The 21,741-nt window shown below is 62.9% G+C and carries 18 protein-coding genes; 13 read left to right on the top strand and 5 right to left on the bottom strand.

Features of this window, described 5'->3' with window-relative positions:
- Nucleotides 1-16 precede the first annotated feature (16 nt).
- Both SAZ10_RS18850 and SAZ10_RS18845 read right to left on the bottom strand, forming a co-directional pair.
- Entirely contained in the window at nt 17-1,534 is a 1,518-nt protein-coding gene (locus tag SAZ10_RS18850; RefSeq protein WP_318610900.1) for a 3-hydroxyacyl-CoA dehydrogenase, read from the bottom strand.
- Nucleotides 1,535-1,553: 19 nt separating this feature from the next.
- Nucleotides 1,554-2,336, bottom strand: coding sequence for an enoyl-CoA hydratase-related protein (locus SAZ10_RS18845; protein ID WP_318611079.1), 783 nt, complete (start codon nt 2,334-2,336; stop codon nt 1,554-1,556).
- Between the two features lie 666 nt (nt 2,337-3,002).
- Between SAZ10_RS18845 and secE the strand changes: the two genes are divergently transcribed.
- From secE to rpoC, 8 genes are all read left to right on the top strand, one after another.
- Nucleotides 3,003-3,206: a preprotein translocase subunit SecE gene (gene secE, locus SAZ10_RS18840; protein WP_318610899.1), complete on the top strand. Its 204-nt coding sequence runs from the start codon at nt 3,003-3,005 to the stop codon at nt 3,204-3,206.
- A gap of 26 nt (nt 3,207-3,232) precedes the next feature.
- Nucleotides 3,233-3,760 carry a transcription termination/antitermination protein NusG gene (gene nusG / locus SAZ10_RS18835; protein ID WP_318610898.1) on the top strand — a complete coding sequence of 176 codons (528 nt, stop codon included), beginning with the start codon at nt 3,233-3,235 and terminating at the stop codon, nt 3,758-3,760.
- Nucleotides 3,761-3,929: 169 nt separating this feature from the next.
- Nucleotides 3,930-4,358 carry a 50S ribosomal protein L11 gene (rplK, locus tag SAZ10_RS18830; protein ID WP_318610897.1) on the top strand — a complete coding sequence of 143 codons (429 nt, stop codon included), beginning with the start codon at nt 3,930-3,932 and terminating at the stop codon, nt 4,356-4,358.
- Between the two features lie 4 nt (nt 4,359-4,362).
- A complete protein-coding gene (gene rplA, locus SAZ10_RS18825) occupies nt 4,363-5,064 on the top strand; it encodes a 50S ribosomal protein L1 (protein WP_318610896.1) in 702 nt (233 codons plus the stop codon).
- Between the two features lie 374 nt (nt 5,065-5,438).
- A complete protein-coding gene (gene rplJ, locus SAZ10_RS18820; protein ID WP_318610895.1) occupies nt 5,439-5,957 on the top strand; it encodes a 50S ribosomal protein L10 in 519 nt (172 codons plus the stop codon).
- 52 nt (nt 5,958-6,009) lie between these two features.
- Entirely contained in the window at nt 6,010-6,393 is a 384-nt protein-coding gene (gene rplL, locus SAZ10_RS18815) for a 50S ribosomal protein L7/L12 (RefSeq protein ID WP_318610894.1), read from the top strand.
- A gap of 274 nt (nt 6,394-6,667) precedes the next feature.
- Nucleotides 6,668-10,804 carry a DNA-directed RNA polymerase subunit beta gene (gene rpoB / locus SAZ10_RS18810; protein ID WP_318611078.1) on the top strand — a complete coding sequence of 1,379 codons (4,137 nt, stop codon included), beginning with the start codon at nt 6,668-6,670 and terminating at the stop codon, nt 10,802-10,804.
- A 161-nt stretch (nt 10,805-10,965) separates the two neighbouring features.
- Complete coding sequence (gene rpoC, locus SAZ10_RS18805; RefSeq protein ID WP_318610893.1) at nt 10,966-15,162, top strand: DNA-directed RNA polymerase subunit beta'; 4,197 nt, start codon at nt 10,966-10,968, stop codon at nt 15,160-15,162.
- An 89-nt stretch (nt 15,163-15,251) separates the two neighbouring features.
- Here the strand turns inward: rpoC and SAZ10_RS18800 are convergent, their stop codons facing one another.
- Nucleotides 15,252-16,124 (bottom strand): alpha/beta hydrolase family protein, encoded by an 873-nt coding sequence (locus tag SAZ10_RS18800; protein ID WP_318610892.1) that lies wholly within the window; start codon nt 16,122-16,124, stop codon nt 15,252-15,254.
- A gap of 238 nt (nt 16,125-16,362) precedes the next feature.
- Between SAZ10_RS18800 and SAZ10_RS18795 the strand changes: the two genes are divergently transcribed.
- The 3 genes from SAZ10_RS18795 (at nt 16,363) to SAZ10_RS18785 (ending at nt 18,833) form a co-directional block, all read left to right on the top strand.
- Entirely contained in the window at nt 16,363-17,466 is a 1,104-nt protein-coding gene (locus SAZ10_RS18795; protein ID WP_318610891.1) for an NAD(P)/FAD-dependent oxidoreductase, read from the top strand.
- Between the two features lie 83 nt (nt 17,467-17,549).
- Entirely contained in the window at nt 17,550-18,215 is a 666-nt protein-coding gene (locus SAZ10_RS18790; RefSeq protein WP_318610890.1) for an O-methyltransferase, read from the top strand.
- Nucleotides 18,216-18,302: 87 nt separating this feature from the next.
- Nucleotides 18,303-18,833 (top strand): methylated-DNA--[protein]-cysteine S-methyltransferase, encoded by a 531-nt coding sequence (locus SAZ10_RS18785; protein WP_318610889.1) that lies wholly within the window; start codon nt 18,303-18,305, stop codon nt 18,831-18,833.
- 101 nt (nt 18,834-18,934) lie between these two features.
- On the opposite strand, the gene SAZ10_RS18780 is transcribed toward SAZ10_RS18785, so the two are convergent.
- A complete protein-coding gene (locus tag SAZ10_RS18780; RefSeq protein ID WP_318610888.1) occupies nt 18,935-19,876 on the bottom strand; it encodes a Gfo/Idh/MocA family oxidoreductase in 942 nt (313 codons plus the stop codon).
- A 197-nt stretch (nt 19,877-20,073) separates the two neighbouring features.
- Nucleotides 20,074-20,355: a transcriptional regulator gene (locus tag SAZ10_RS18775; RefSeq protein ID WP_318610887.1), complete on the bottom strand. Its 282-nt coding sequence runs from the start codon at nt 20,353-20,355 to the stop codon at nt 20,074-20,076.
- A gap of 471 nt (nt 20,356-20,826) precedes the next feature.
- Here SAZ10_RS18775 and rpsL point away from each other — a divergent pair, with 471 nt between their 5' ends.
- Together rpsL and rpsG are read left to right on the top strand one after the other, a co-directional pair.
- Complete coding sequence (rpsL, locus tag SAZ10_RS18770; RefSeq protein ID WP_144864310.1) at nt 20,827-21,198, top strand: 30S ribosomal protein S12; 372 nt, start codon at nt 20,827-20,829, stop codon at nt 21,196-21,198.
- A gap of 62 nt (nt 21,199-21,260) precedes the next feature.
- Nucleotides 21,261-21,731 (top strand): 30S ribosomal protein S7, encoded by a 471-nt coding sequence (rpsG, locus tag SAZ10_RS18765; RefSeq protein WP_318610886.1) that lies wholly within the window; start codon nt 21,261-21,263, stop codon nt 21,729-21,731.
- The last annotated feature ends 10 nt before the right edge of the window (nt 21,732-21,741 follow it).

Here is a 21,741-nt window from a genome sequence, read left to right as displayed (position 1 = left end):
TCTCCTCCCGGCCAGCTTATTCGTCCAGTGCAAGTCCCAATTCGGCGCGCCGTCGCAGCCAAAGACTTGCTCGGTAACGGGGATCCCGGGTGCGGTCATGGATCGCATCCAGGATGCGCAGAATACGGGCGGGGCCGAGCTTGTTGCCCCATTCCAGCGGTCCTTGCGGATAGCCGAGCCCGAGCCGCACGGCAGCGTCGACATCCGCCGCCGACGCGATCCTCTGCTCGACGATCTCGGCGCCAATATTGACGATCATTGCAACGACGCGCTGGCAAACCGCCCCGCAACTGTCATTGACCAGGGTGGCCTTACGGCCGGTACTTCTGACCAGTGCCAGGGCTGCGCTCTTGGCTTTGTCGGATGTTGCCGCCGATGTGACCAGCGTTACATGATGGTCCAAACCGAAGTAAGGGTCGAACCCAACGCAGAGGGCGGGTGGCAGGCCGAGACGGGTCGCCGTCCCGGCAACGTCATGTCCCTCCAGCCCCACGAGGATGAGCTCCGCCCGCTCCAGGGCGCGACCCCCGGGGCCGGAGACAGTGGTGCCGGCCGACTCGACCAGTTTTTGCATGTCGCCGCCGCCGTTGCCGGCCAGCACGGTGACGTGATCCGGAATCGCCGCACCCGCGATCGGCTGGATCGGTTCCGGCTGAACGACTCTACGGCTGTCTTCGTATGTATAGAAGCCGCGTCCCGTCTTGCGCCCCAGGAGACCCGCCGCCATTCGCTGGGCAGCGATAACGGAAGGGCGGTAGCGCGGGTCCTGATAGAACTGCGTATAGATGCTTTCCATAACCGGGTGAGAGACATCGAGTCCGGTGAGGTCCATCAGCTCGAACGGACCCATCTTGAACCCGGCGGCGTCGCGCAGGATCGCATCGATCTCGCTGATTGAGGCCACACCCTCCCGCAGCATTGCCAGCGCTTCCGTGCCGAAGGCGCGGCCGGCGTGATTTACGATGAAGCCTGGCGTATCGCTGGCGACGACAGGGCGATGGCCGAAGCGGGTTGCAAGGTCGACCAACGCGCGCTCGACCTCGGGTGCGGTGTGAGCACCGGAGATGACCTCAACCAGCTTCATGATGGGGACGGGATTGAAGAAATGGTAGCCGGCGACCCGCTGAGGCCGCTTCGCCGCCGACGCGATGGCGGTCACCGACAGGGAAGATGTGTTCGTTGCGATGATAGCATCCGGCCTGACGATCTTCTCAAGCGCCTCCACAAGCTGACGCTTTGGCTCCAGGCGTTCGACGATTGCCTCCACAACGAGATCGCAATCGGCAAGGGGCTCTAGTCTATCGACCGGCTTCATACGGGCGAGGAGCTTTTCGACCGCTTCGGCGCTTACCTTGCCGGCGGCTGCCCTGGCGCGTTGCCGCGACGCAATCTGTTCGATCGCCGCATGCGCCTTTCCGGGCGCGTCGTCGACCAGCAATACATCGACATCGACCGCGGCCAGAACTTCCGCGATACCGGAACCCATTACCCCGGCACCTACTACCCCGGCTATGTTGATCCGAACGGCGGACACCCCTCCTGCGCCCGCCAAGTCATCGCCCCTTGAACGTGGGTTTGCGCTTTTCGAGAAAGGCGGCAACGCCTTCCCGCTTGTCGGCGGTATCGAACAGTAACTGGAACGCCTTCCGTTCCATCCTCAGCGCCGTTTCCAATGGTGCGTCTTCGCCATTGAGGACGGCTTCCTTGATTTGCTCGACTGCCAACGGGGGGAGGCGGCTGATCTTCTGAGCAATCTGCAGCGCCTGCTCCAGAGCCTTGCCGTGATCAGCGAGGGTGCTGACAAGGCCGGCCCGCTCGGCGTCCTCAGCCGGGAACATGTCGCCCGTCAGAACGAGCATCAGCGTCTTGTATTTTCCGATCGCTCTGAGCAGGCGTTGCGTTCCCCCGGCGCCCGGCATCAAGCCTAGCTTGACTTCAGGCTGTCCGAAGGTCGCCGTGCGTGCGGCAACGATAATGTCGGCGTGCATGGCGAGCTCGCACCCGCCGCCCAACGCGAATCCCTCGACCGCGGCGATGATCGGCTTGGGGCATCTGGCGATCACGTCCCAGTAGCGGTGGGTACGTTGCAGAAGCATGTCTGCCGAGCCGACTTTCTCAAATGCCCTCACGTCGGCGCCCGCGGCGAAGTTGCCGCCGCGCCCGGCAATCACTATCGCTCGGATTTCGGGATCTTCCGAAAAGCCGGCCACGGCAGCGGCCAGTCCTTCGCGGACCTCCAGGTTGAGCGCATTGCGCACCTCCGGGCGATTAATTTCAACCAGCCCAACGTTCTCGACGGGACGACTCTCTATGACAACCGGAGATGGAGCGCTCATAGAACTCAATCGGTGGAATTTAATTTCAATACGGCGACTATAGTCGGCGACTGCGGGGGCTGCAAGCGCAGTAAGCACGTCAAAACACCGCGCCCACAGGCCGATGGCTCAAGGCATCCCGCGGCGCATTTGAACCAAGTCCTGGATTCGCCCGGGCGGTTTCGCCCGTCCGAGGGGGGAAGGGGGTTGGATAGCTCGCGGACACTTGCGGAAATGCGCGAAATGCAATAATCGCGATCTCCAACACCGCAGGCCATAGGTTCGAGCCCTGTTGCCGCCGCCAGCCTTGCTCGGCAGAAGCGGGAAACGTCACATAGCCGGTGACGCGGACGACTGGATGGTTCGCGGATCGGCGTTCGGGACTAAAGCTGAGCTCAGCACTTGCGTGCACCCGGAATCGGCTTTATATGGTGACAGACACGCGGCGCGTGGAGCTGGGGACGGCTTTACGCGCCCGAAATGCGTGGGCAAAAGAATGTGCGCCGATTCGGCGTTGCTTCGGGCCCAGGGCATCGGACTCGAGCCGAAGCGCTGCATCAGCGGAAGCTTGGGGGAAATCCGAAGCTCCAGCAGAACGATAGAGCGAAAAGCTCAAGCGGAACATGCCCCAGGTCAGGGGCGACAAGAAGCCCCTTGCGAGGGGAGGCTTCGGGAACAGAGCGGCAGATGGCGTCCAGGACGATCAATCCTTTCACATTTCTTCAGCAGGTGAGGGCCGAGACCGCGAAGGTGACTTGGCCTTCGCGGCGCGAGACCATGATCTCCACAATCATGGTCGTGGCTTTCGCCTTCATCGCGGCAATCTTCTTTTTCGCCGCTGACCAGCTGATGGGCCTTGGCGTCGAGCTTATCCTCGGCATTGGGCGCTGATAAGGCCACCACGGAGAACGATCGAGATGACTGCGCGGTGGTACATTGTCCACGCTTATTCGAATTTCGAGAAGAAGGTAGCTGAGGATATCGAGCACAAGGCCAAGCAGAAGGGCCTTGCCGGCGAGATCGAGCAGATCGTCGTGCCGACCGAGAAAGTCGTCGAAGTGCGCCGCGGCCGCAAGGTGGACGCCGAGCGCAAGTTCTTCCCGGGTTACGTGCTCCTCAAGGCCAATCTGACCGACGCCGTGTTCAGCCTTGTGAAGAACACGCCGAAGGTCACCGGCTTTCTCGGCGATTCAAAACCTGTGCCGATCACGGAATCCGAAGCTCAGCGCATCCTGAGCCAGGTTCAGGAGGGCGTGGAGCGCCCGAAGCCTTCGGTGACGTTCGAGATCGGCGAGCAAGTGCGCGTGTCGGACGGCCCGTTCGCCTCCTTCAACGGCTTTGTCCAGGAGGTCGACGAGGAGCGGGCGCGCATCAAGGTGGAAGTTTCGATCTTCGGGCGCGCCGTGCCCGTCGATCTGGAATTCGGGCAGGTCGAGAAGGGCTGATCCGAATGGTCGCCGCGCAACGCGCGGCGCGGGGCGGAATGCTTCGGCATGCTGTCCTGGACGGTGGGAGGCGAAGCGGCTTAGCCGGCCGCGCGGACCGAACCACCAGACTGCAACCGCCGGGCTCCGTTTGAAGAGAGAGCCGGCATGACAACAAGGCAGGAAAGAGATGGCTAAGAAAGTTGCAGGCCAGCTCAAGCTTCAGGTCCCCGCGGGATCGGCGACGCCGTCGCCGCCTATCGGGCCTGCGCTTGGTCAGCGTGGCATCAACATCATGGAGTTCTGCAAGGCGTTCAACGCCCAGTCGCAGGAGATGGAAAAGGGCGCGCCTATTCCGGTCGTGATCACCTACTATCAGGACAAGTCGTTCACTTTCGCGATGAAGACGCCGCCGGTGACGTATTTCCTGAAGAAGGCCGCGAACCTGAAGTCGGGCTCCAAGGAGCCGGGCAAGTCGAAGGTCGGCACGATCGCGCGCGACAAGGTGCGTCAGATCGCCGAGGCCAAGATGAAGGATCTGAACGCAAACGACGTCGAGGCGGCCATGCGCATGGTCGAGGGCTCCGCCCGCTCGATGGGTCTGGATGTGGTGGGCTAAGACGATGGCGAAGATTGCAAAGCGTGTAGCCAAGTCCCGCGAGGGCATCGACCGCAGCAAGTCCTATGCGCTCGCGGAGGCGGTACAGCTTCTTAAGGGTCGTGCCACGGCGAAATTCGATGAGACGATCGAGATCGCGATGAACCTTGGCGTCGATCCGCGCCATGCCGACCAGATGGTGCGCGGCGTGGTCAACCTTCCGAACGGAACCGGGCGCTCGGTCCGCGTCGCCGTGTTCGCGCGGGGCGCCAAGGCTGACGAGGCCAAGGCCGCCGGCGCCGACGTCGTCGGCGCGGAAGACTTGGTCGAAACCGTGCAGAAGGGCGAGATAAACTTCGACCGCTGCATCGCGACCCCGGACATGATGCCGCTCGTCGGCCGTCTCGGTAAGGTGCTTGGCCCGCGCGGCATGATGCCGAACCCGAAGGTCGGCACCGTGACGATGGACGTTGCGGGCGCGGTCAAGGCCTCGAAGGGCGGCGCGGTGGAGTTTCGCGTCGAGAAGGCCGGGATCGTGCACGCTGGCGTCGGCAAGGCATCGTTCGATGCCAAGGCGCTGGAAGAGAATGTGCGCGCCTTCGCGGACGCCGTCTCCAAGGCGAAGCCAGCTGGCGCCAAGGGTAACTACATCAAGAAGGTGTCGATCACCTCGACCATGGGACCCGGGCTGAAGCTCGACATTGCGAGCCTCAGCGCAGCGTCCTGAAAATAGAGCGAGGATCGGGCGTCAACCGCCCGATCCTCAAACAAGAATTCCGGGCCGAGAGGTCCGGATTCCGGCGGCCGGAAGGCTTCCGGAACATCCTGTCCGAGATTGCAGGCGGCTCGCCTTAATTCGTCAACGGGCCTGCATGAGACGGGTGAGACCGGACAAAGGGGCTCAACTGGGCTCCGATGGAAGGTTCGAACCGTGTTGGCCTTTTGTCTGCGCGCCAGATCCGAGTGATCGGTACGGCGTGGCGAAAGGGGGCAGGATCCTCGAGCGCCGTTCGGGTGATCCAGGAATGGAAGAGCCCGGCCGGCAAAAGGCAACCCGACCGAAGTCCCGCAAATGGGGCTGAGGTCAACTGGAGATAGGCAGTGGACAGAGCGGAAAAACGCGAACTCGTCACGGGCCTGAACGACGCTTTCAAGGGCGCTGGTTCAGTGGTCGTGGCCCACTATGCCGGTATCACCGTCGCGCAAATGAACGATCTTCGCACGAAGATGCGTCAGGCCGGCGGTACCGTCAAAGTCGCGAAGAACCGTCTCGCCAAGATCGCTCTTCAGGGCACGGAGTCCGAAGGCATCATCGATCTGTTCAAGGGACAGACGCTGATCGCCTATTCGGCAGATCCGGTCGCGGCGCCCAAGGTCGCTTCCGATTTCGCCAAGGGGAATGAGAAGCTCATCATTCTCGGCGGCGCGATGGGGAAGACCGCGCTCGACGCAGACGGTGTGAAGGCACTCGCCTCATTGCCGTCGCTCGACGAGCTGCGCGCCAAGATCGTCGGCATGATCCAGACGCCGGCAACCCGGATCGCCCAGGTCGTCAACGCCCCCGCGGGTCAGCTCGCGCGCGTGTTTGGCGCCTATGCCCGGAAGGACGAGGCGGCGTGAGGCCGTTCCTCGCCATCATCAACACTGTTCGAACTTTTTGAAGGAAACAAAAATGGCTGATCTCGCAAAGATCGTGGAAGACCTTTCGAGCCTGACCGTCCTCGAGGCGGCTGAGCTGTCGAAGCTGCTCGAAGAGAAGTGGGGCGTTTCGGCTGCCGCTCCGGTGGCGGTTGCCGCTGCCGGCGGTGCGGCGGGCGGCGCTGCTGCCGCTCCGGTCGAGGAGAAGACGGAATTTGACGTCATCCTCGCCGACGCCGGCGCGCAGAAGATCAACGTCATCAAGGAAGTCCGCGCGATCACCGGCCTTGGCCTCAAGGAAGCCAAGGATCTGGTCGAAGGGGCTCCGAAGCCGGTCAAGGAAGGCGTTTCCAAGGCCGACGCCGACAAGTTCAAGGCGCAGCTGGAAGCAGCCGGCGCCAAGATCGAGCTGAAGTAAGCGTTACGGGTTTCGGCGGGCGGGTCACCCCGTCCGCCGGTCCCCGCGTAACCGGGGGAAGTTGGGGAGAACCTCTTTCCTGAGGGCCGGGAGCAGGCCTTCAGGAAACGGGTTTTCTCCCGTTTTTAGGACCAGCCGCCGGTAGTCCCGTGATTATGGGCGGCAGGCAGGAAGTTGAAGGACCGCTGCCCCCAATCCTGGGACTATCGGCGGTCGAGAATGCAAGGCGCGCCGGGAGCGGGCGTGCCCCAAGAGAAGGCAGCAAGGAGCGATGATGGCCCAGACCGTCACTTTCAATGGCCGCAGGCGCGTACGCAAGTTCTTCGGGAAAATCCCCGAAGTCGCGGAAATGCCGAATCTGATCGAGGTCCAAAAGGCCTCCTACGATCAGTTCCTCATGGTGGACGAGCCGGAAGGCGGCCGTCCGGACGAGGGATTGCAGGCCGTTTTCAAGTCGGTATTCCCGATTTCGGATTTCTCCGGCACTTCGATGCTGGAGTTCGTGAAGTATGAATTCGAGGCGCCGAAGTTCGACGTCGACGAGTGCCGCCAGCGCGACCTCACCTATGCGGCGCCGCTGAAGGTGACGTTGCGCCTCATTGTGTTCGACCTCGACGAGGACACCGGCGCGAAGTCGATCAAGGACATCAAGGAGCAGGACGTCTACATGGGCGACATGCCGCTCATGACGTCGAACGGCACCTTCATCATCAACGGCACCGAGCGTGTGATCGTCTCGCAGATGCACCGCTCGCCGGGCGTCTTCTTCGATCACGACAAGGGCAAGTCGCACTCGTCGGGCAAGCTTCTGTTTGCCGCGCGCGTCATCCCCTATCGCGGCTCCTGGCTCGACATCGAGTTCGACTCGAAGGACATCGTGCATGCCCGCATCGATCGGCGCCGCAAGATTCCGGTGACGTCGCTCTTGATGGCGCTCGGCATGGACGGCGAGGAGATCCTTTCGACCTTCTACAACAAGCTCACCTATGAGCGGGATGGCGACCATTGGCGCATTCCGTTCTCGGTCGACCGCTTCCGCGGCCTCAAGGCCGTGACCGACCTGGTCGATGCGGATTCGGGCGAAGTGGTCGTGGAGGCGGGCAAGAAGATCACCGCCCGTCAGGCCAAGCAGCTCGCCGACAAGGGCCTCAAGGCGATCAAGGCTACCGAGGACGATCTCTACGGCAGCTATCTCGCCGAGGACATCGTCAATTACGCCACCGGCGAGATCTATCTCGAAGCCGGCGACGAGATCGACGAGAAGACGCTGAAGGTTCTTCTGGATACCGGCGCCGACGAGATCGCCATTCTCGACATCGATCACGTCAATGTCGGCGGCTACATCCGCAATACGCTGGCTGTCGACAAGAACGAGAGCCGCCAGGACGCGCTGTTCGATATCTACCGAGTGATGCGCCCTGGCGAGCCGCCGACGCTGGAGACCGCGGAGGCGATGTTCAAGTCGCTGTTTTTCGATCCCGAGCGTTACGACCTTTCGGCGGTCGGCCGCGTCAAGATGAACATGCGCCTGGAGCTCGATTGTCCGGATACCGTGCGGGTGCTCCGCAAGGAGGACATCATCTCCGTCGTCAAGACGCTGGTTGAGCTGCGCGACGGCAAGGGCGAGATCGACGACATCGACAATCTCGGCAACCGCCGGGTGCGCTCGGTCGGCGAGCTCATGGAGAACCAGTATCGCGTCGGCCTGCTGCGCATGGAGCGCGCGATCAAGGAGCGCATGTCGTCGATCGAGATCGATACCGTCATGCCGCAGGACCTGATCAACGCCAAGCCGGCGGCCGCAGCCGTGCGCGAGTTCTTCGGCTCCTCGCAGCTCTCGCAGTTCATGGACCAGACCAACCCGCTGTCGGAGATCACGCATAAGCGGCGCCTCTCCGCGCTCGGGCCGGGCGGTCTTACCCGCGAGCGCGCCGGTTTCGAGGTGCGCGACGTCCACGTCACGCACTACGGCCGTATCTGTCCGATCGAGACCCCTGAAGGCCCGAACATCGGCCTCATCAACTCGCTGGCGACCTTCGCGCGCGTCAACAAGTACGGCTTCATCGAGAGCCCGTACCGCAAGATCCTCGACGGCAAGGTGAGCGAAGAGGTCGTCTACCTGTCGGCGATGGAGGAGGCCAAGCACTATGTCGCGCAGGCCAATGCCGAGCTCGACAAGCAGGGCCGCTTCGCGGATGAGTTCGTGATCTGCCGCCACGCCGGCGAGGTCATGATGGCGCCGCGCGAGAACGTCGACCTGATGGACGTGTCGCCGAAGCAGATGGTGTCGGTCGCGGCTGCGCTGATCCCGTTCCTTGAGAACGACGACGCGAACCGCGCGCTGATGGGCTCCAACATGCAGAGGCAGGCCGTGCCGCTGGTGCGGGCCGAGGCGCCGTTCGTCGGCACCGGCATGGAACCGGTGGTCGCACGTGACTCGGGTGCCGCGATCGCGGCACGCCGCACCGGTGTCGTCGACCAGGTCGATGCGACCCGTATCGTCATCCGCGCCACCGAGGATCTCGAGCCGGGCAAGTCCGGCGTCGATATCTACCGGCTGATGAAGTTCCAGCGCTCGAACCAGAACACCTGCATCAACCAGCGCCCGCTGGTGAATGTCGGTGACCGGATCCATAAGGGCGACATCATCGCGGACGGTCCGTCGACGGATCTCGGCGATCTGGCGCTCGGGCGCAACGTGCTCGTCGCGTTCATGCCGTGGAACGGCTACAACTACGAGGACTCGATCCTTCTGTCCGAGCGCATCGTCGCCGACGACGTCTTCACCTCGATCCATATCGAGGAGTTCGAGGTCATGGCGCGCGACACCAAGCTCGGTCCGGAGGAGATCACGCGCGACATTCCGAACGTGTCGGAAGAGGCGCTGAAGAACCTCGACGAGGCCGGCATCGTCTATATCGGCGCGGAAGTGCAGCCAGGCGACATCCTGGTCGGCAAGATCACGCCGAAGGGCGAAAGCCCGATGACGCCGGAAGAGAAGCTGCTGCGCGCCATCTTCGGCGAGAAGGCCTCCGACGTGCGCGACACTTCCATGCGCATGCCGCCCGGCACCTTCGGGACGGTCGTCGAGGTGCGCGTCTTCAACAGGCACGGCGTCGAGAAGGACGAGCGCGCCATGGCGATCGAGCGCGAGGAGATCGAGCGGCTCGCCAAGGACCGTGACGACGAGCAGGCGATCCTTGACCGCAACGTCTACTCGCGCCTTGCCGACATGCTCGCCGGCAAGGATGCGATCGCGGGACCGAAGGGCTTCAAGAAGGGCACCAAGCTCTCCAAGGAGGTCCTGGAGGAGTACCCGCGTTCGCAGTGGTGGCAGTTCGCCGTCGAGAACGAGAAGCTGCAGGGCGAGCTCGAAGCGTTGCGCGGCCAGTACGACGACTCCAAGAAGGCGCTCGAGCAGCGTTTCATGGACAAGGTCGAAAAGGTGCAGCGCGGCGACGAGATGCCTCCGGGCGTCATGAAGATGGTCAAGGTCTTCGTGGCGGTGAAGCGCAAGATGCAGCCCGGCGACAAGATGGCCGGCCGTCACGGCAACAAGGGCGTCGTCTCCAAGATCGTGCCGGTCGAGGACATGCCGTTCCTGGAGGACGGTACCCATGTCGACATCGTGCTCAATCCGCTCGGCGTGCCGAGCCGCATGAATGTCGGCCAGATCCTCGAGACGCATCTCGGCTGGGCCTGTGCGGGCATGGGCAGGAAGATCGGCGAACTCATCGAGGCGTACAAGGAGAAGGGCGACATCAAGCCGCTCCGCAACACGCTCGAGGAGCTCATTCCGGCCAACGACCGCAACGAGCCCGTTGGCAGCTACGACGACGACTCGATCATTCGTCTCGGCGAGCAGATGCGCCGCGGCGTGTCGATCGCGACGCCGGTGTTCGACGGTGCGCATGAGTTCAACATCAACGAGATGTTGGAGAATGCGGGCCTGCACACCAGCGGTCAGTCGACCCTCTTCGACGGACGCACCGGCGAGCCGTTCGATCGCAAAGTGACGGTGGGCTACATATATATGCTGAAGCTCCATCACCTCGTGGACGACAAGATCCACGCTCGTTCGATCGGTCCGTACTCGCTCGTCACCCAGCAGCCGCTGGGCGGCAAGGCGCAGTTCGGTGGCCAGCGCTTCGGCGAAATGGAGGTGTGGGCGCTCGAAGCATATGGCGCTGCTTACACGCTGCAGGAGATGCTGACCGTCAAGTCGGACGACGTCGCAGGCCGCACCAAGGTCTACGAAGCGATCGTGCGGGGCGACGACACGTTTGAGGCGGGCATTCCCGAGAGCTTCAACGTTCTCGTCAAGGAAATGCGCTCGCTGGGTCTCAACGTCGAGCTGGAGAACACCAAGATCGAAGAGGCACCGCGCGCGCTGCCCGACGCGGCGGAGTAAAAGACATGGCGCGGCCGGAGCGGAGGCTCGGGCCGCGCCCGCCAAATTCTCAGAGGTGGCCAGGGAGCGGCTGCCTCACCAGCCCGCGCCCAGCGCGGGATCAAGATTGGGCCTAGGCCCAGAATGTTCGAAAGGGACCTCGGTCCCACAAGGAGAACGGCATGAATCAAGAGGTCATGAATCTTTTCAACCCTCAGGTGCCGGCGCAGGTCTTCGATTCTATCCGGATCTCGCTGGCTTCGCCTGAGAAGATTCTGTCCTGGTCCTTCGGCGAGATCAAAAAGCCGGAGACGATCAACTACCGTACGTTCAAGCCCGAGCGTGACGGTCTCTTCTGCGCCCGCATCTTCGGTCCGATCAAGGACTACGAGTGCCTTTGCGGCAAGTACAAGCGCATGAAGTACAAGGGCGTCATCTGCGAAAAGTGCGGCGTGGAAGTGACGCTGTCACGCGTTCGCCGTGAGCGCATGGGCCATATCGAGCTGGCGGCCCCGGTCGCCCACATCTGGTTCCTGAAGTCGCTGCCCTCGCGCATCGGCACGCTGCTCGACATGACGCTCAAGGATATCGAGCGCGTCCTCTACTTCGAGAACTATATCGTCACCGAACCCGGCCTCACGGACATGAAGCTGCACCAGCTCCTGTCCGAGGAAGAGTACATGATGGCGGTCGACCAGTATGGTGAGGATTCCTTCACCGCCATGATCGGCGCCGAGGCGATCCACGACCTGCTCGCCGGCATGGACCTCGAGAAGATCGCTGCCGACCTGCGCTCTGAGCTTGCCTCGACGACGTCTGAGCTCAAGCAGAAGAAGCTGCTGAAGCGCCTGAAGGTGGTCGAGAACTTCATCGAATCCGGCAACCGGCCAGAGTGGATGATCATGAAGATCATCCCGGTGATCCCGCCGGACCTGCGTCCGCTGGTGCCGCTCGACGGCGGCCGCTTCGCGACGTCGGATCTGAACGATCTCTACCGTCGCGTCATCAACCGCAACAACCGGCTGAAGCGGCTGATCGAGCTCAGGGCGCCCGGCATCATCATCCGCAACGAGAAGCGCATGCTTCAGGAGGCCGTCGACGCACTGTTCGACAACGGCCGACGCGGCCGCGTGATCACCGGCGCCAACAAGCGTCCGCTGAAGTCGCTGTCGGACATGCTGAAGGGCAAGCAGGGCCGCTTCCGCCAGAACCTGCTCGGCAAGCGCGTCGACTATTCCGGCCGCTCGGTGATCGTCACCGGTCCGGAGCTCAAGCTGCATCAGTGCGGCCTGCCCAAGAAGATGGCGCTCGAGCTCTTCAAGCCGTTCATTTATGCGCGGCTTGACGCCAAGGGCTATTCGTCGACCGTCAAGCAGGCCAAGAAGCTGGTCGAGAAGGAGAAGCCCGAGGTTTGGGACATCCTCGACGAGGTGATCCGCGAGCATCCAGTGCTCCTGAACCGCGCGCCGACCCTGCACCGCCTGGGCATCCAGGCGTTCGAGCCGACCCTCATCGAGGGCAAGGCGATCCAGCTTCATCCGCTGGTCTGCACGGCTTTCAACGCCGACTTCGACGGCGATCAGATGGCGGTGCACGTGCCGCTGTCGCTGGAAGCGCAGCTCGAAGCGCGCGTGCTGATGATGTCGACCAACAACATCCTGCACCCGGCCTCCGGTGCTCCGATCATCGTGCCGTCGCAGGACATGGTTCTCGGCCTCTACTACCTGTCGATCGTCAATCAGAACGAGCCGGGCGAGGGCATGGTGTTCGCCGACATGGGCGAGCTGCAGCATGCGCTCGAGACCAAGGCGGTAACGCTGCACGCCAAGATCAAGGGCCGTTTCCGGACGGTCGACGAGCAGGGCAATGTCGTGTCGAAGATCTATGACACGACGCCCGGCCGCATGATGATCGGCGAGCTCTTGCCGAAGAACCCGAACGTGCCCTTCGACATCTGCAACACCGAGATGACCAAGAAGGCCATCTCCAAGATGATCGACACGGTCTATCGCCACTGTGGCCAGAAGGAGACGGTTATCTTCTGTGACCGCATCATGGCGCTCGGCTTCACGCAGGCTTGCCGGGCCGGCATCTCGTTCGGCAAGGACGACATGGTGATCCCGGATGCCAAGGCGAAGCTGGTGGCCGACACCGAGGCGCTCGCGAAGGAGTACGAGCAGCAGTACAATGACGGCCTGATCACACAGGGCGAGAAGTACAACAAGGTCGTCGACGCCTGGGCGAAGTGCTCGGAAAAGGTCGCCGACGAGATGATGGGCGGCATCAAGGCGGTCGAGTTCGACGACAACGGCCGGCAGAGGCCAATGAACTCGATCTACATGATGAGCCATTCGGGCGCCCGCGGCTCGCCGACGCAGATGCGTCAGCTCGCCGGCATGCGTGGCCTGATGGCCAAGCCGTCGGGCGAGATCATCGAGACGCCGATCATCTCGAACTTCAAGGAAGGCCTGACCGTTCTGGAGTACTTCAACTCCACGCACGGCGCCCGCAAGGGCCTCGCCGACACCGCGCTGAAGACGGCCAACTCCGGCTACCTGACGCGCCGCCTCGTCGACGTCGCCCAGGACTGCATCGTCACGACTATCGACTGCGGCACCGACAAGGGCCTCACCATGCAGCCGATCGTCGATGCGGGCCAAGTGGTGGCCTCGCTCGGCCAGCGCATCCTTGGCCGCACGGCGCTCGTGGACATCGCCCACCCGGTCTCCGGCGAGGTGCTGGTCAAGGGCGGCAAGCTGATCGAGGAGCGCGACATCGATGTGATCGAGAAGGCCGGCATCCAGTCGGTGCGCATCCGCTCCGCGCTCACCTGCGAAGTGAGGACGGGCGTCTGCGCGGTCTGCTACGGGCGCGACCTGGCGCGCGGCACGCCGGTCAACATCGGCGAGGCGGTCGGCGTCATCGCGGCGCAGTCGATCGGCGAGCCAGGCACCCAGCTCACCATGCGTACCTTCCACATGGGCGGCACGGCGCAGGTCGTCGACCAGTCCTTCCTGGAAGCCTCGTATGAGGGCAAGGTGCAGATCCGCAACCGCAACGTCGTGCGCAACTCCGACGGCCAGCTCATGGTGATGGGCCGCAACATGGCGGTTCTGATCCTGGACGAGGCCGGCAAGGAACGCGCGACGCACCGCGTCACCTACGGTTCGCGCATCTTCGTGGACGACGGCGACAAGGTGAAGCGCGGCCAGCGCATCGCCGAGTGGGACCCGTACACCCGGCCGATCCTCACCGAAATCGAGGGTCACGTGGCGTTCGAGGATCTCGTCGACGGCCTTTCGGTGCAGGAGACGACCGACGAATCCACCGGCATCACCAAGCGCGAGGTCATCGACTGGCGCTCGACGCCGCGTGGCTCGGACCTCAAGCCGGCGATCACCATCCTCGATGCGAAGGGCAAGGTCGGCAAGCTGGCCAAGGGCGGCGACGCCCGCTTCCAGCTCTCGGTCGAGGCGATCCTTTCGGTCGAACCGGGCGCTCATGTGAAGCCCGGCGACGTGATCGCGCGTATTCCGATGGAGAGCGCCAAGACCAAGGACATCACCGGCGGTCTGCCGCGTGTGGCCGAGCTGTTCGAGGCGCGTCGTCCGAAGGATCACGCCATCATCGCCGAGATCGACGGTACGGTGCGTTTCGGGCGCGACTACAAGAACAAGCGCCGCGTCATCATCGAGCCGCACGACTCGACGCTGGAGCCGGTCGAGTACCTGATCCCGAAGGGCAAGCCGTTCCATCTTCAGGACGGCGACGCCATCGAAAAGGGCGACTACATCCTCGACGGCAACCCGGCGCCGCACGACATCCTGGCGATCAAGGGCGTGGAGGCGCTGGCCTCCTACCTCGTCAACGAGATCCAGGAGGTCTACCGGCTGCAGGGCGTGGTGATCAACGACAAGCACATCGAGGTGATCGTTCGCCAGATGCTGCAGAAGGTCGAAATCACCATCCAGGGCGACTCGACCTACATCCCGGGCGACCACGTCGACGTGATCGAGCTGGAGGAGGTCAACGACCGCCTGATCGAGGACGGCAAGAAGCCGGCGGAAGGCCAGCCGGTGTTGCTCGGCATCACCAAGGCCTCGCTGCAGACGCCGTCCTTCATCTCGGCCGCCTCCTTCCAGGAGACGACGCGGGTGCTCACCGAAGCGGCTGTCGCCGGTAAGGTCGACACGCTGCAGGGCCTCAAGGAGAACGTCATCGTCGGCCGCCTGATCCCGGCCGGCACCGGTGGTACGATGAGCCAGATCCGGCGCATCGCGACCCACCGCGACGAGCTCATCCTCGACGAGCGCCGCAAGGCCTCGGGCGTGGAAGTCGCCGAGCCGATGCTCGCCGACATGTCGACCGCCGCGCAGTAAGGCACGGCGGAAGGCAATGCGAATTGAAAAGGGGCCCGTTTTCGGGTCCCTTTTTCTTTAAGCTCCGATGTTGCTCAAGGCAGCCAAGGCTACCTCGCGCATGTCCGATCGAGCTTCGGCGCCAGCCACTCAAGAGCCGGGATGATCGCCTGCTGCCAGGTGTCCCAGAAGTGACCGCCTTTGCCGATGCGTAGCGTGGTGTCGATCCCGAGCTCGCGCAACTTGTTGTGGAACAGGGCGGATGCCTCGATGAGATCGGGATAGTCCTGATCGCCGATCGTCAGGTAGAAGGCGGGTCGTTGGGAGGCCATGCGCAGCTTGCCCACGCGGTTGAATGCGTTGGCGGCATTGAAGCGCTCACGATCGAACGGGTCGCCGAAGACATTTCGGTAAAGCGACGGGATCCATCTCAGGCGCGGGTCATCCTGGGCCAGGGGCTGATGGAGGGCACCCGAAAGGCTCATCACTGCGACGTAGGTGTCGGGATGGTTCAGGCCCTGCAGAACCGCGCCTGCCCCTCCCATGGACAACCCGCCGACGGCGCGGCCGAACCTGCAGGCAGCAGTGGGGAACCTGTAGTCCACGGCGTGAACGAGGTCGGTGGCGAGTGCGGTGTCCACCCTGCCGTATCCGCCCGGATCGGGATTATCCACATACCAGCTGTCGCCGAACCCTGGCGCGACCACTATCAGTGGAGGAATGCGACCGTCGGCGATCGCCTGGTCGAGAATCGGTCCGAGATTGCCCCAGGTGAACCAGTCGCGGTCCTTTCCGGTCAGCCCGTGCAGCAGGTAGACGACCGGCCAGCGCTCGCCTTCTGCAGGATGGGGGAACGGCTTGTAAGCCGCGTAAGGGATCGGGCGGCCGAGGACAGGGCTGTCGGCCTTGAGCCCGTATTCGACGATGCCGGCAGCGTTCGCTCCGGCGACGATGCCGAACAGCGCGAAAAGGGCAAGGCTCACGAGCTTTTGAGTTTTTCCAAGCAAGACATCCCCCACCAGCAGCTAGGAAAACGTTTTCCCATGGTCTGTAGCTTTCACCAATGGCACGGAGAAAGCAAGCTTCGGGGAGTGAAGAAGCAAGTTCCCGGTGAGCCGGTTCAGCCGTTGCACTTCGATCAACCGGAAGAAATGGGGGAGGAGGCAGCCAACCTTTTGGCTGAATTGCTCATCAGTTCAAAAAGGTGAGTACATTCAAGGCATGGAGAACATTGACTGCCTAGTTGTCGGTGCGGGTGTCATCGGTCTTGCTATCGCGCGCGCTTTGGCCCGAGCGGGTCGCGAGGTGGTCATCCTCGAGGCGGAACAGGCAATCGGCACCGGTATCAGCTCGCGCTCGAGCGAGGTGATCCATGCAGGCATCTACTATCCGACTGGACTGGCGAAAACGCGGGCCTGCGTTACCGGCAATGAAAGGCTCTATCGCTTCTGCGAGGAGTACCAGGTGCCGCACCGACGATGCGGCAAGCTGCTCGTTGCGACCGGCGAGGCCGAACTGCCGAAGCTCGAGGCCATTCGTGCGCAGGCAACGGCCAACGGCGTGCATGATCTCCGTCCGCTCTCGGCTGCCGAGGCAAGGGCAATGGAGCCGCAGCTCTCCTGCGTCGCTGCAGTCATTTCTCCCTCCACCGGAATCGTCGACAGCGCCGCGTTCATGAACGCGCTGCTCGGTGATGCCGAAGCGCACGGGGCAATGCTCGCGCTTGGCACACCCGTTCTCGGTGGCGCAGTCGAGAATGAAGGCATCGTCGTGGAAACAGGTGGGGTCGAGCCGATGCTGCTCCGCGCGAGGCTGCTGATCAATGCCGCGGGCCTCGCTGCGCAGACGGTAGCCCGAAGCCTGCGCGGCATGCCGGAAGGCAAGATACCGCGCCTGCATCTGGCCAAGGGCAACTACTATTCGCTGGCAGGCCGCGCGCCGTTCAGCCGTTTGATCTATCCCATGCCGGAAGGAGGCGGGCTCGGCGTTCATCTCACCCTCGACATTGGCGGACAAGCCCGCTTTGGCCCGGACGTCGAATGGGTCGATGAAATCGACTACCAGGTCGATCCGCGGCGTGCAGATGGCTTCTACGCTGCGATACGGCGATACTGGCCCGACCTACGCGACGGCACGTTAGAGCCCGCTTATGCAGGCATCAGGCCCAAGATCGAGCGGCCAGGCGGACCGTCGACAGATTTCATGATCCAGACCGCTGGCTGTCACGGGATTCCCTCGCTCGTGAATTGTTTCGGCGTGGAGTCCCCAGGCTTGACTTCGAGTCTTGCAATTGCCGAAGGGGTTCTTGCTCAAATAGCGGTATGATCGGCACCGCCTCACGGTGACGAGCGCTCGCGGCAAGCCGACGCGCGCCTTTCCAGCACATGGACAACCGAACGGAGAGAAGCATGAGCCAGAAAATCTGGACCGCGGTAGACAACTATATCGCGCAAAGCCTCATTCCCGCCGATCCGGCCCTCGATGCCGCGCTCGAAGCGAACCGGGAGCATGGCCTGCCGGCGATTGACGTGTCGCCGGCGCTAGGCAAGCTGCTCAACCTGCTCGTTCGCATGAGCGGTGCCAGACGGATCCTCGAGATCGGCGCGCTCGGCGGCTATTCGACGATCTGGCTCGCTCGCGCGCTGCCGGCCGGCGGCCGGGTCGTGACACTGGAGCTCGATCCGCGCCACGCCGAGGTGGCGAGTGACAATATCAGGCGGGCAGGGCTCTCCGAGCGCGTCGACCTGCGCGTCGGGCCTGCGTTGGAATCCCTGTCGAAGCTCGAAGCCGAAGGCGCAGAGCCGTTCGATTTCATTTTCATCGACGCCGACAAGCCGAACAATCCCAACTATCTCGTCTGGGCGATGAAGCTGTCGCGGCCGGGCAGCGTCATTATCTGCGACAACGTCATCCGCGACGGTGCGGTGTTGAATACCGACGGCGGAGACCTCAATGTCGAAGGCGCGCGGGCGGCGTTCTCCTTCATCGGAGGCGAGAAACGGCTTGCGGGCACTGCAATCCAGACCGTCGGCGCGAAGGGCTATGACGGGTTTGCGATCGCGGTCGTGGAGTAGCTGCAAGAATCGGTATGCGAGGCGCTCGCCCACCGTCTAGATTGAGATGGTGGACCAGACGGCAGCAACGGAGAATCGATCTTTCAAATGGACGCGGTTCCAGACCTCACCTGCGAGACGATCGAGACCCCAATCGGCGACCTGCTGCTGATCGCCGATGGGAACGGGGCGTTGCGCATTGTGGAGTTCGCCGACTGCCGGCACCGTATGGATTGTTGGCTCGCCCGCCGATTTCGCTCGGGTAGTTCCGTTATCGAAGGCAGGGTGTCGGAGGCGATCAAGGCGTCTTTTGCGGCTTATTTCGACGGCAATCTCGCCGTTCTCGAACAAATCCCGGTGGCGCTCGACGGCACCGCATTCCAGATCGAGGTCTGGTCTGCGCTGCGTCGAATTGTGCCAGGCCGGACCTTTGCTTATGGCGCCTTTGCGGAGAGCCTCGGCCGCCCACAATCGGCGCGAGCGGTCGGTCACGCCAACGGAGCCAATCCACTGTCGATCGTGATTCCCTGCCATCGCCTGGTCGGCGCCGACGGAGCGCTCACCAACTATGGCGGCGGCATCGAGCGCAAGCGGTGGCTGCTCGAGCATGAGGCGCGCCACGCCGTCGGCCTGGTTTAGAGCGGCGTGCAATCAAGCGAAAGATCGCGGCGTCGCTCTAACTATTTGTCCAGGCATTGGATTTTATCCGAAAACCACTACGCACTTTCCGCTTCGGTCCTTTAATCGAAGAAGGGTTCCACGACCCGGCGCTTACCGAGCATGAAGGCGTCGGCAACATGCTGCAGCGGCGCGATATCGACATCGGAGACACCGGTGCGGACGACTTCGGCGAATCGCTCATAGAGCCTAGGATACTCCGCTTCCGGCTCCTCGTGCAAAGTCTTGCCGTCTATGGCGAGCCTGGCCCCGCCCGAGGAAAGCACCATGCGCCCGGCGGCGGTCTCGGCGACGATGTCCCATGTCTGCGGGCCGGTCTGCAGCCAGTCGAGATCCATGGTCAACGGCATGCCATTCGAGGCACTGAAGCTGATCTCGGCGGCGACCGGCGCATCGCGGTTCTCGGGAAAATCCAGCGTGGCGGAGGTGACGAAGAAGGCGGTCGGAATGATGTGAGTGGCGATCGAAAGCGCATTGATGCCCGGATCGAAGACGCCGAATCCGCCCGCTCGCCAGATCCATTCCTGGCCGGGATGCCAGCGGCGGACATCTTCCTTCCAGGTGATCGTGACCGAGTTTGGCGGGTTGGCTGCGAGGAACGCCCGAGCAGCTTCGACGGCGGGCGCATAGCGCGAATGCCAGCTGGCGAAGAGGGAGACCCCTTTGTTTGCGGCGAGTACCTTGAGGTCCTCGACCTCGCTGACGGTCGCGCCCGGCGGCTTTTCCAGGAAGACATGCTTGCCGGCTTCGAGCGCCTGGCGCGCAGCCTGGTAACGGACCTGCGGCGGCTGGCAAAGTGAGACTGCGTCGAGCTCCTTTACCGCATCGAGCATCTCCTCGATCGAGGTGAAGCTCTGCACGCCGTCGACGGTTGCATTGCGGCTGGCGGTTGCGACGAGACGATAGTCGGGGTTCTTGGCGAGCGCCGGCAGATGCTGGTCGCGCACGATCTTGCCGACGCCGACAATGCCGAGGCGGATGGGCGAGGTGGTGTTTGCCGGCATGGAGGCTCCCGCGTGGTTGATGAAGGGTGCGCTGTCTTAGCAGAACGGGGGAGGCGGGCAAGTTGCAGCAGGCTGCGGGCGGGCCGTTCTGTCGGCGGCGCAAGGCTGCTTGGAACAAGCCTGCGACATCGCCTTCATCTCTGGCTCGACCGCTTCAAGGTATCTCGTCGACGAACGCCGCGGTTTTCCAGAGATCTTCAGTCGCTCTCGTCGAACGTCACGATCGAGACTTCGCCCTCCAGCGCGCCCTGATAGGCCGACAGGTGCGGCTCCTCGTCGGGTGCGCCCTCCATGTCGCCGATCTGGTCAAGCTCGGCTTCCGCATAACCTTCGCTCGTGAGCGCATTGAGCGCCGCACGGACAGCCGAATCGTCATCGGGGGCGGTGAGCATGATGTGGACGCCCTCGGGCCTGCCGCCCTTCCTGCGCCAAACCCGGCCAGTGATGATCGTCACCGGCCGCTGCTCGTTGTCGTTCATGGCTTGATTCCTCGGTTTCATGACCCAACATATAGGGCCTTCGCCAGGATTGGCAGGAAGTTCGGCATGCCGGAATGCGGTGCGCCATTTTCTGCCGTCAGCGCATCTAGAAGCGACAGAAAATTTCATGTCGAGCTCCTTTTGGAGTGCGGCTGATATCAAGCTGCGGTCCGGCAAAGATTATTGGCCGGGCGGGGTTGACGGGTAAGGGTCTTCACAGTATGACCCGCGCCGTCTGAGCCGATGTGAGGCTTCTCTTTTCGGAGCGACGCGCTCTGGAGTTCGCCTCAAACAGGGTTCGTTTTACGAGCGACTAGACAATCCGGCGTGCATGAAGCGGGCTTCCGCTTCCTCTGCTTTTGTTCGGGCGCTACCGCGGTAATGCGGTTTGTGGCCCGAATTTGCGTATGGAAACGGTGCTCGCGAAAGGCCCTTGGGCTTTAGACACAGGTTTGAGAAAGAGGAAGGTTGATGCCTACCGTAAACCAGCTGATCCGCAAGCCGCGCGTTGCGCCGGTGAAGCGCAATAAGGTTCCGGCCATGCAGGCCAACCCGCAGAAGCGGGGTGTTTGCACGCGCGTCTACACGACGACGCCGAAGAAGCCGAACTCTGCGCTGCGCAAGGTGGCGAAGATCCGTCTGACCAACGGTTTCGAGGTGATCGGCTACATTCCGGGTGAAGGTCACAATCTTCAAGAGCACTCCGTGGTGATGATCCGCGGCGGTCGCGTGAAGGACCTTCCCGGTGTGCGCTATCACATCATCCGAGGCGTGCTTGACACGCAGGGTGTGAAGAATCGCAAGCAGCGCCGTTCGAAATACGGTGCCAAGCGTCCGAAGTAAGGTTTTCCCGGCTTCGGCGCTTTTGTTCTGCGCTGATGCCGACGAAGTGAGAGACGAGAAACATGTCACGACGTCACAGTGCAGAAAAGCGCGAGATCAATCCGGATCCGAAGTTCGGTGATCTGGTCGTCACCAAGTTCATGAACGCCGTCATGTATGACGGCAAGAAGTCGGTCGCCGAGACCATCGTGTACGGCGCGCTCGACCAGGTGCAGGTCAAGACCAAGCAAGAGCCGGTCTCCATCTTCCATCAGGCGCTCGACAACGTTGCGCCTCATGTTGAAGTTCGCTCGCGTCGCGTCGGCGGTGCCACCTACCAGGTGCCGGTCGATGTGCGTCCCGAGCGCCGCCAGGCGCTTGCAATCCGCTGGCTCATCCAGGCTGCGCGCAACCGCAATGAGCAGACCATGGTCGACCGCCTCTGCGGCGAGCTGATGGATGCCGCCAACAATCGCGGCACTGCCGTGAAGAAGCGCGAAGACACTCACAAGATGGCCGAGGCGAACCGCGCCTTCGCTCACTACCGCTGGTAACGGCGCGACC

Origin of the sequence: Mesorhizobium sp. BAC0120, from assembly GCF_033542235.1 — a bacterium.
GTDB lineage: Bacteria > Pseudomonadota > Alphaproteobacteria > Rhizobiales > Rhizobiaceae > JAWRCU01.
Note: the sequence above shows the minus strand (reverse complement) of the source record. Positions and strands in the feature narration are given on the sequence as shown.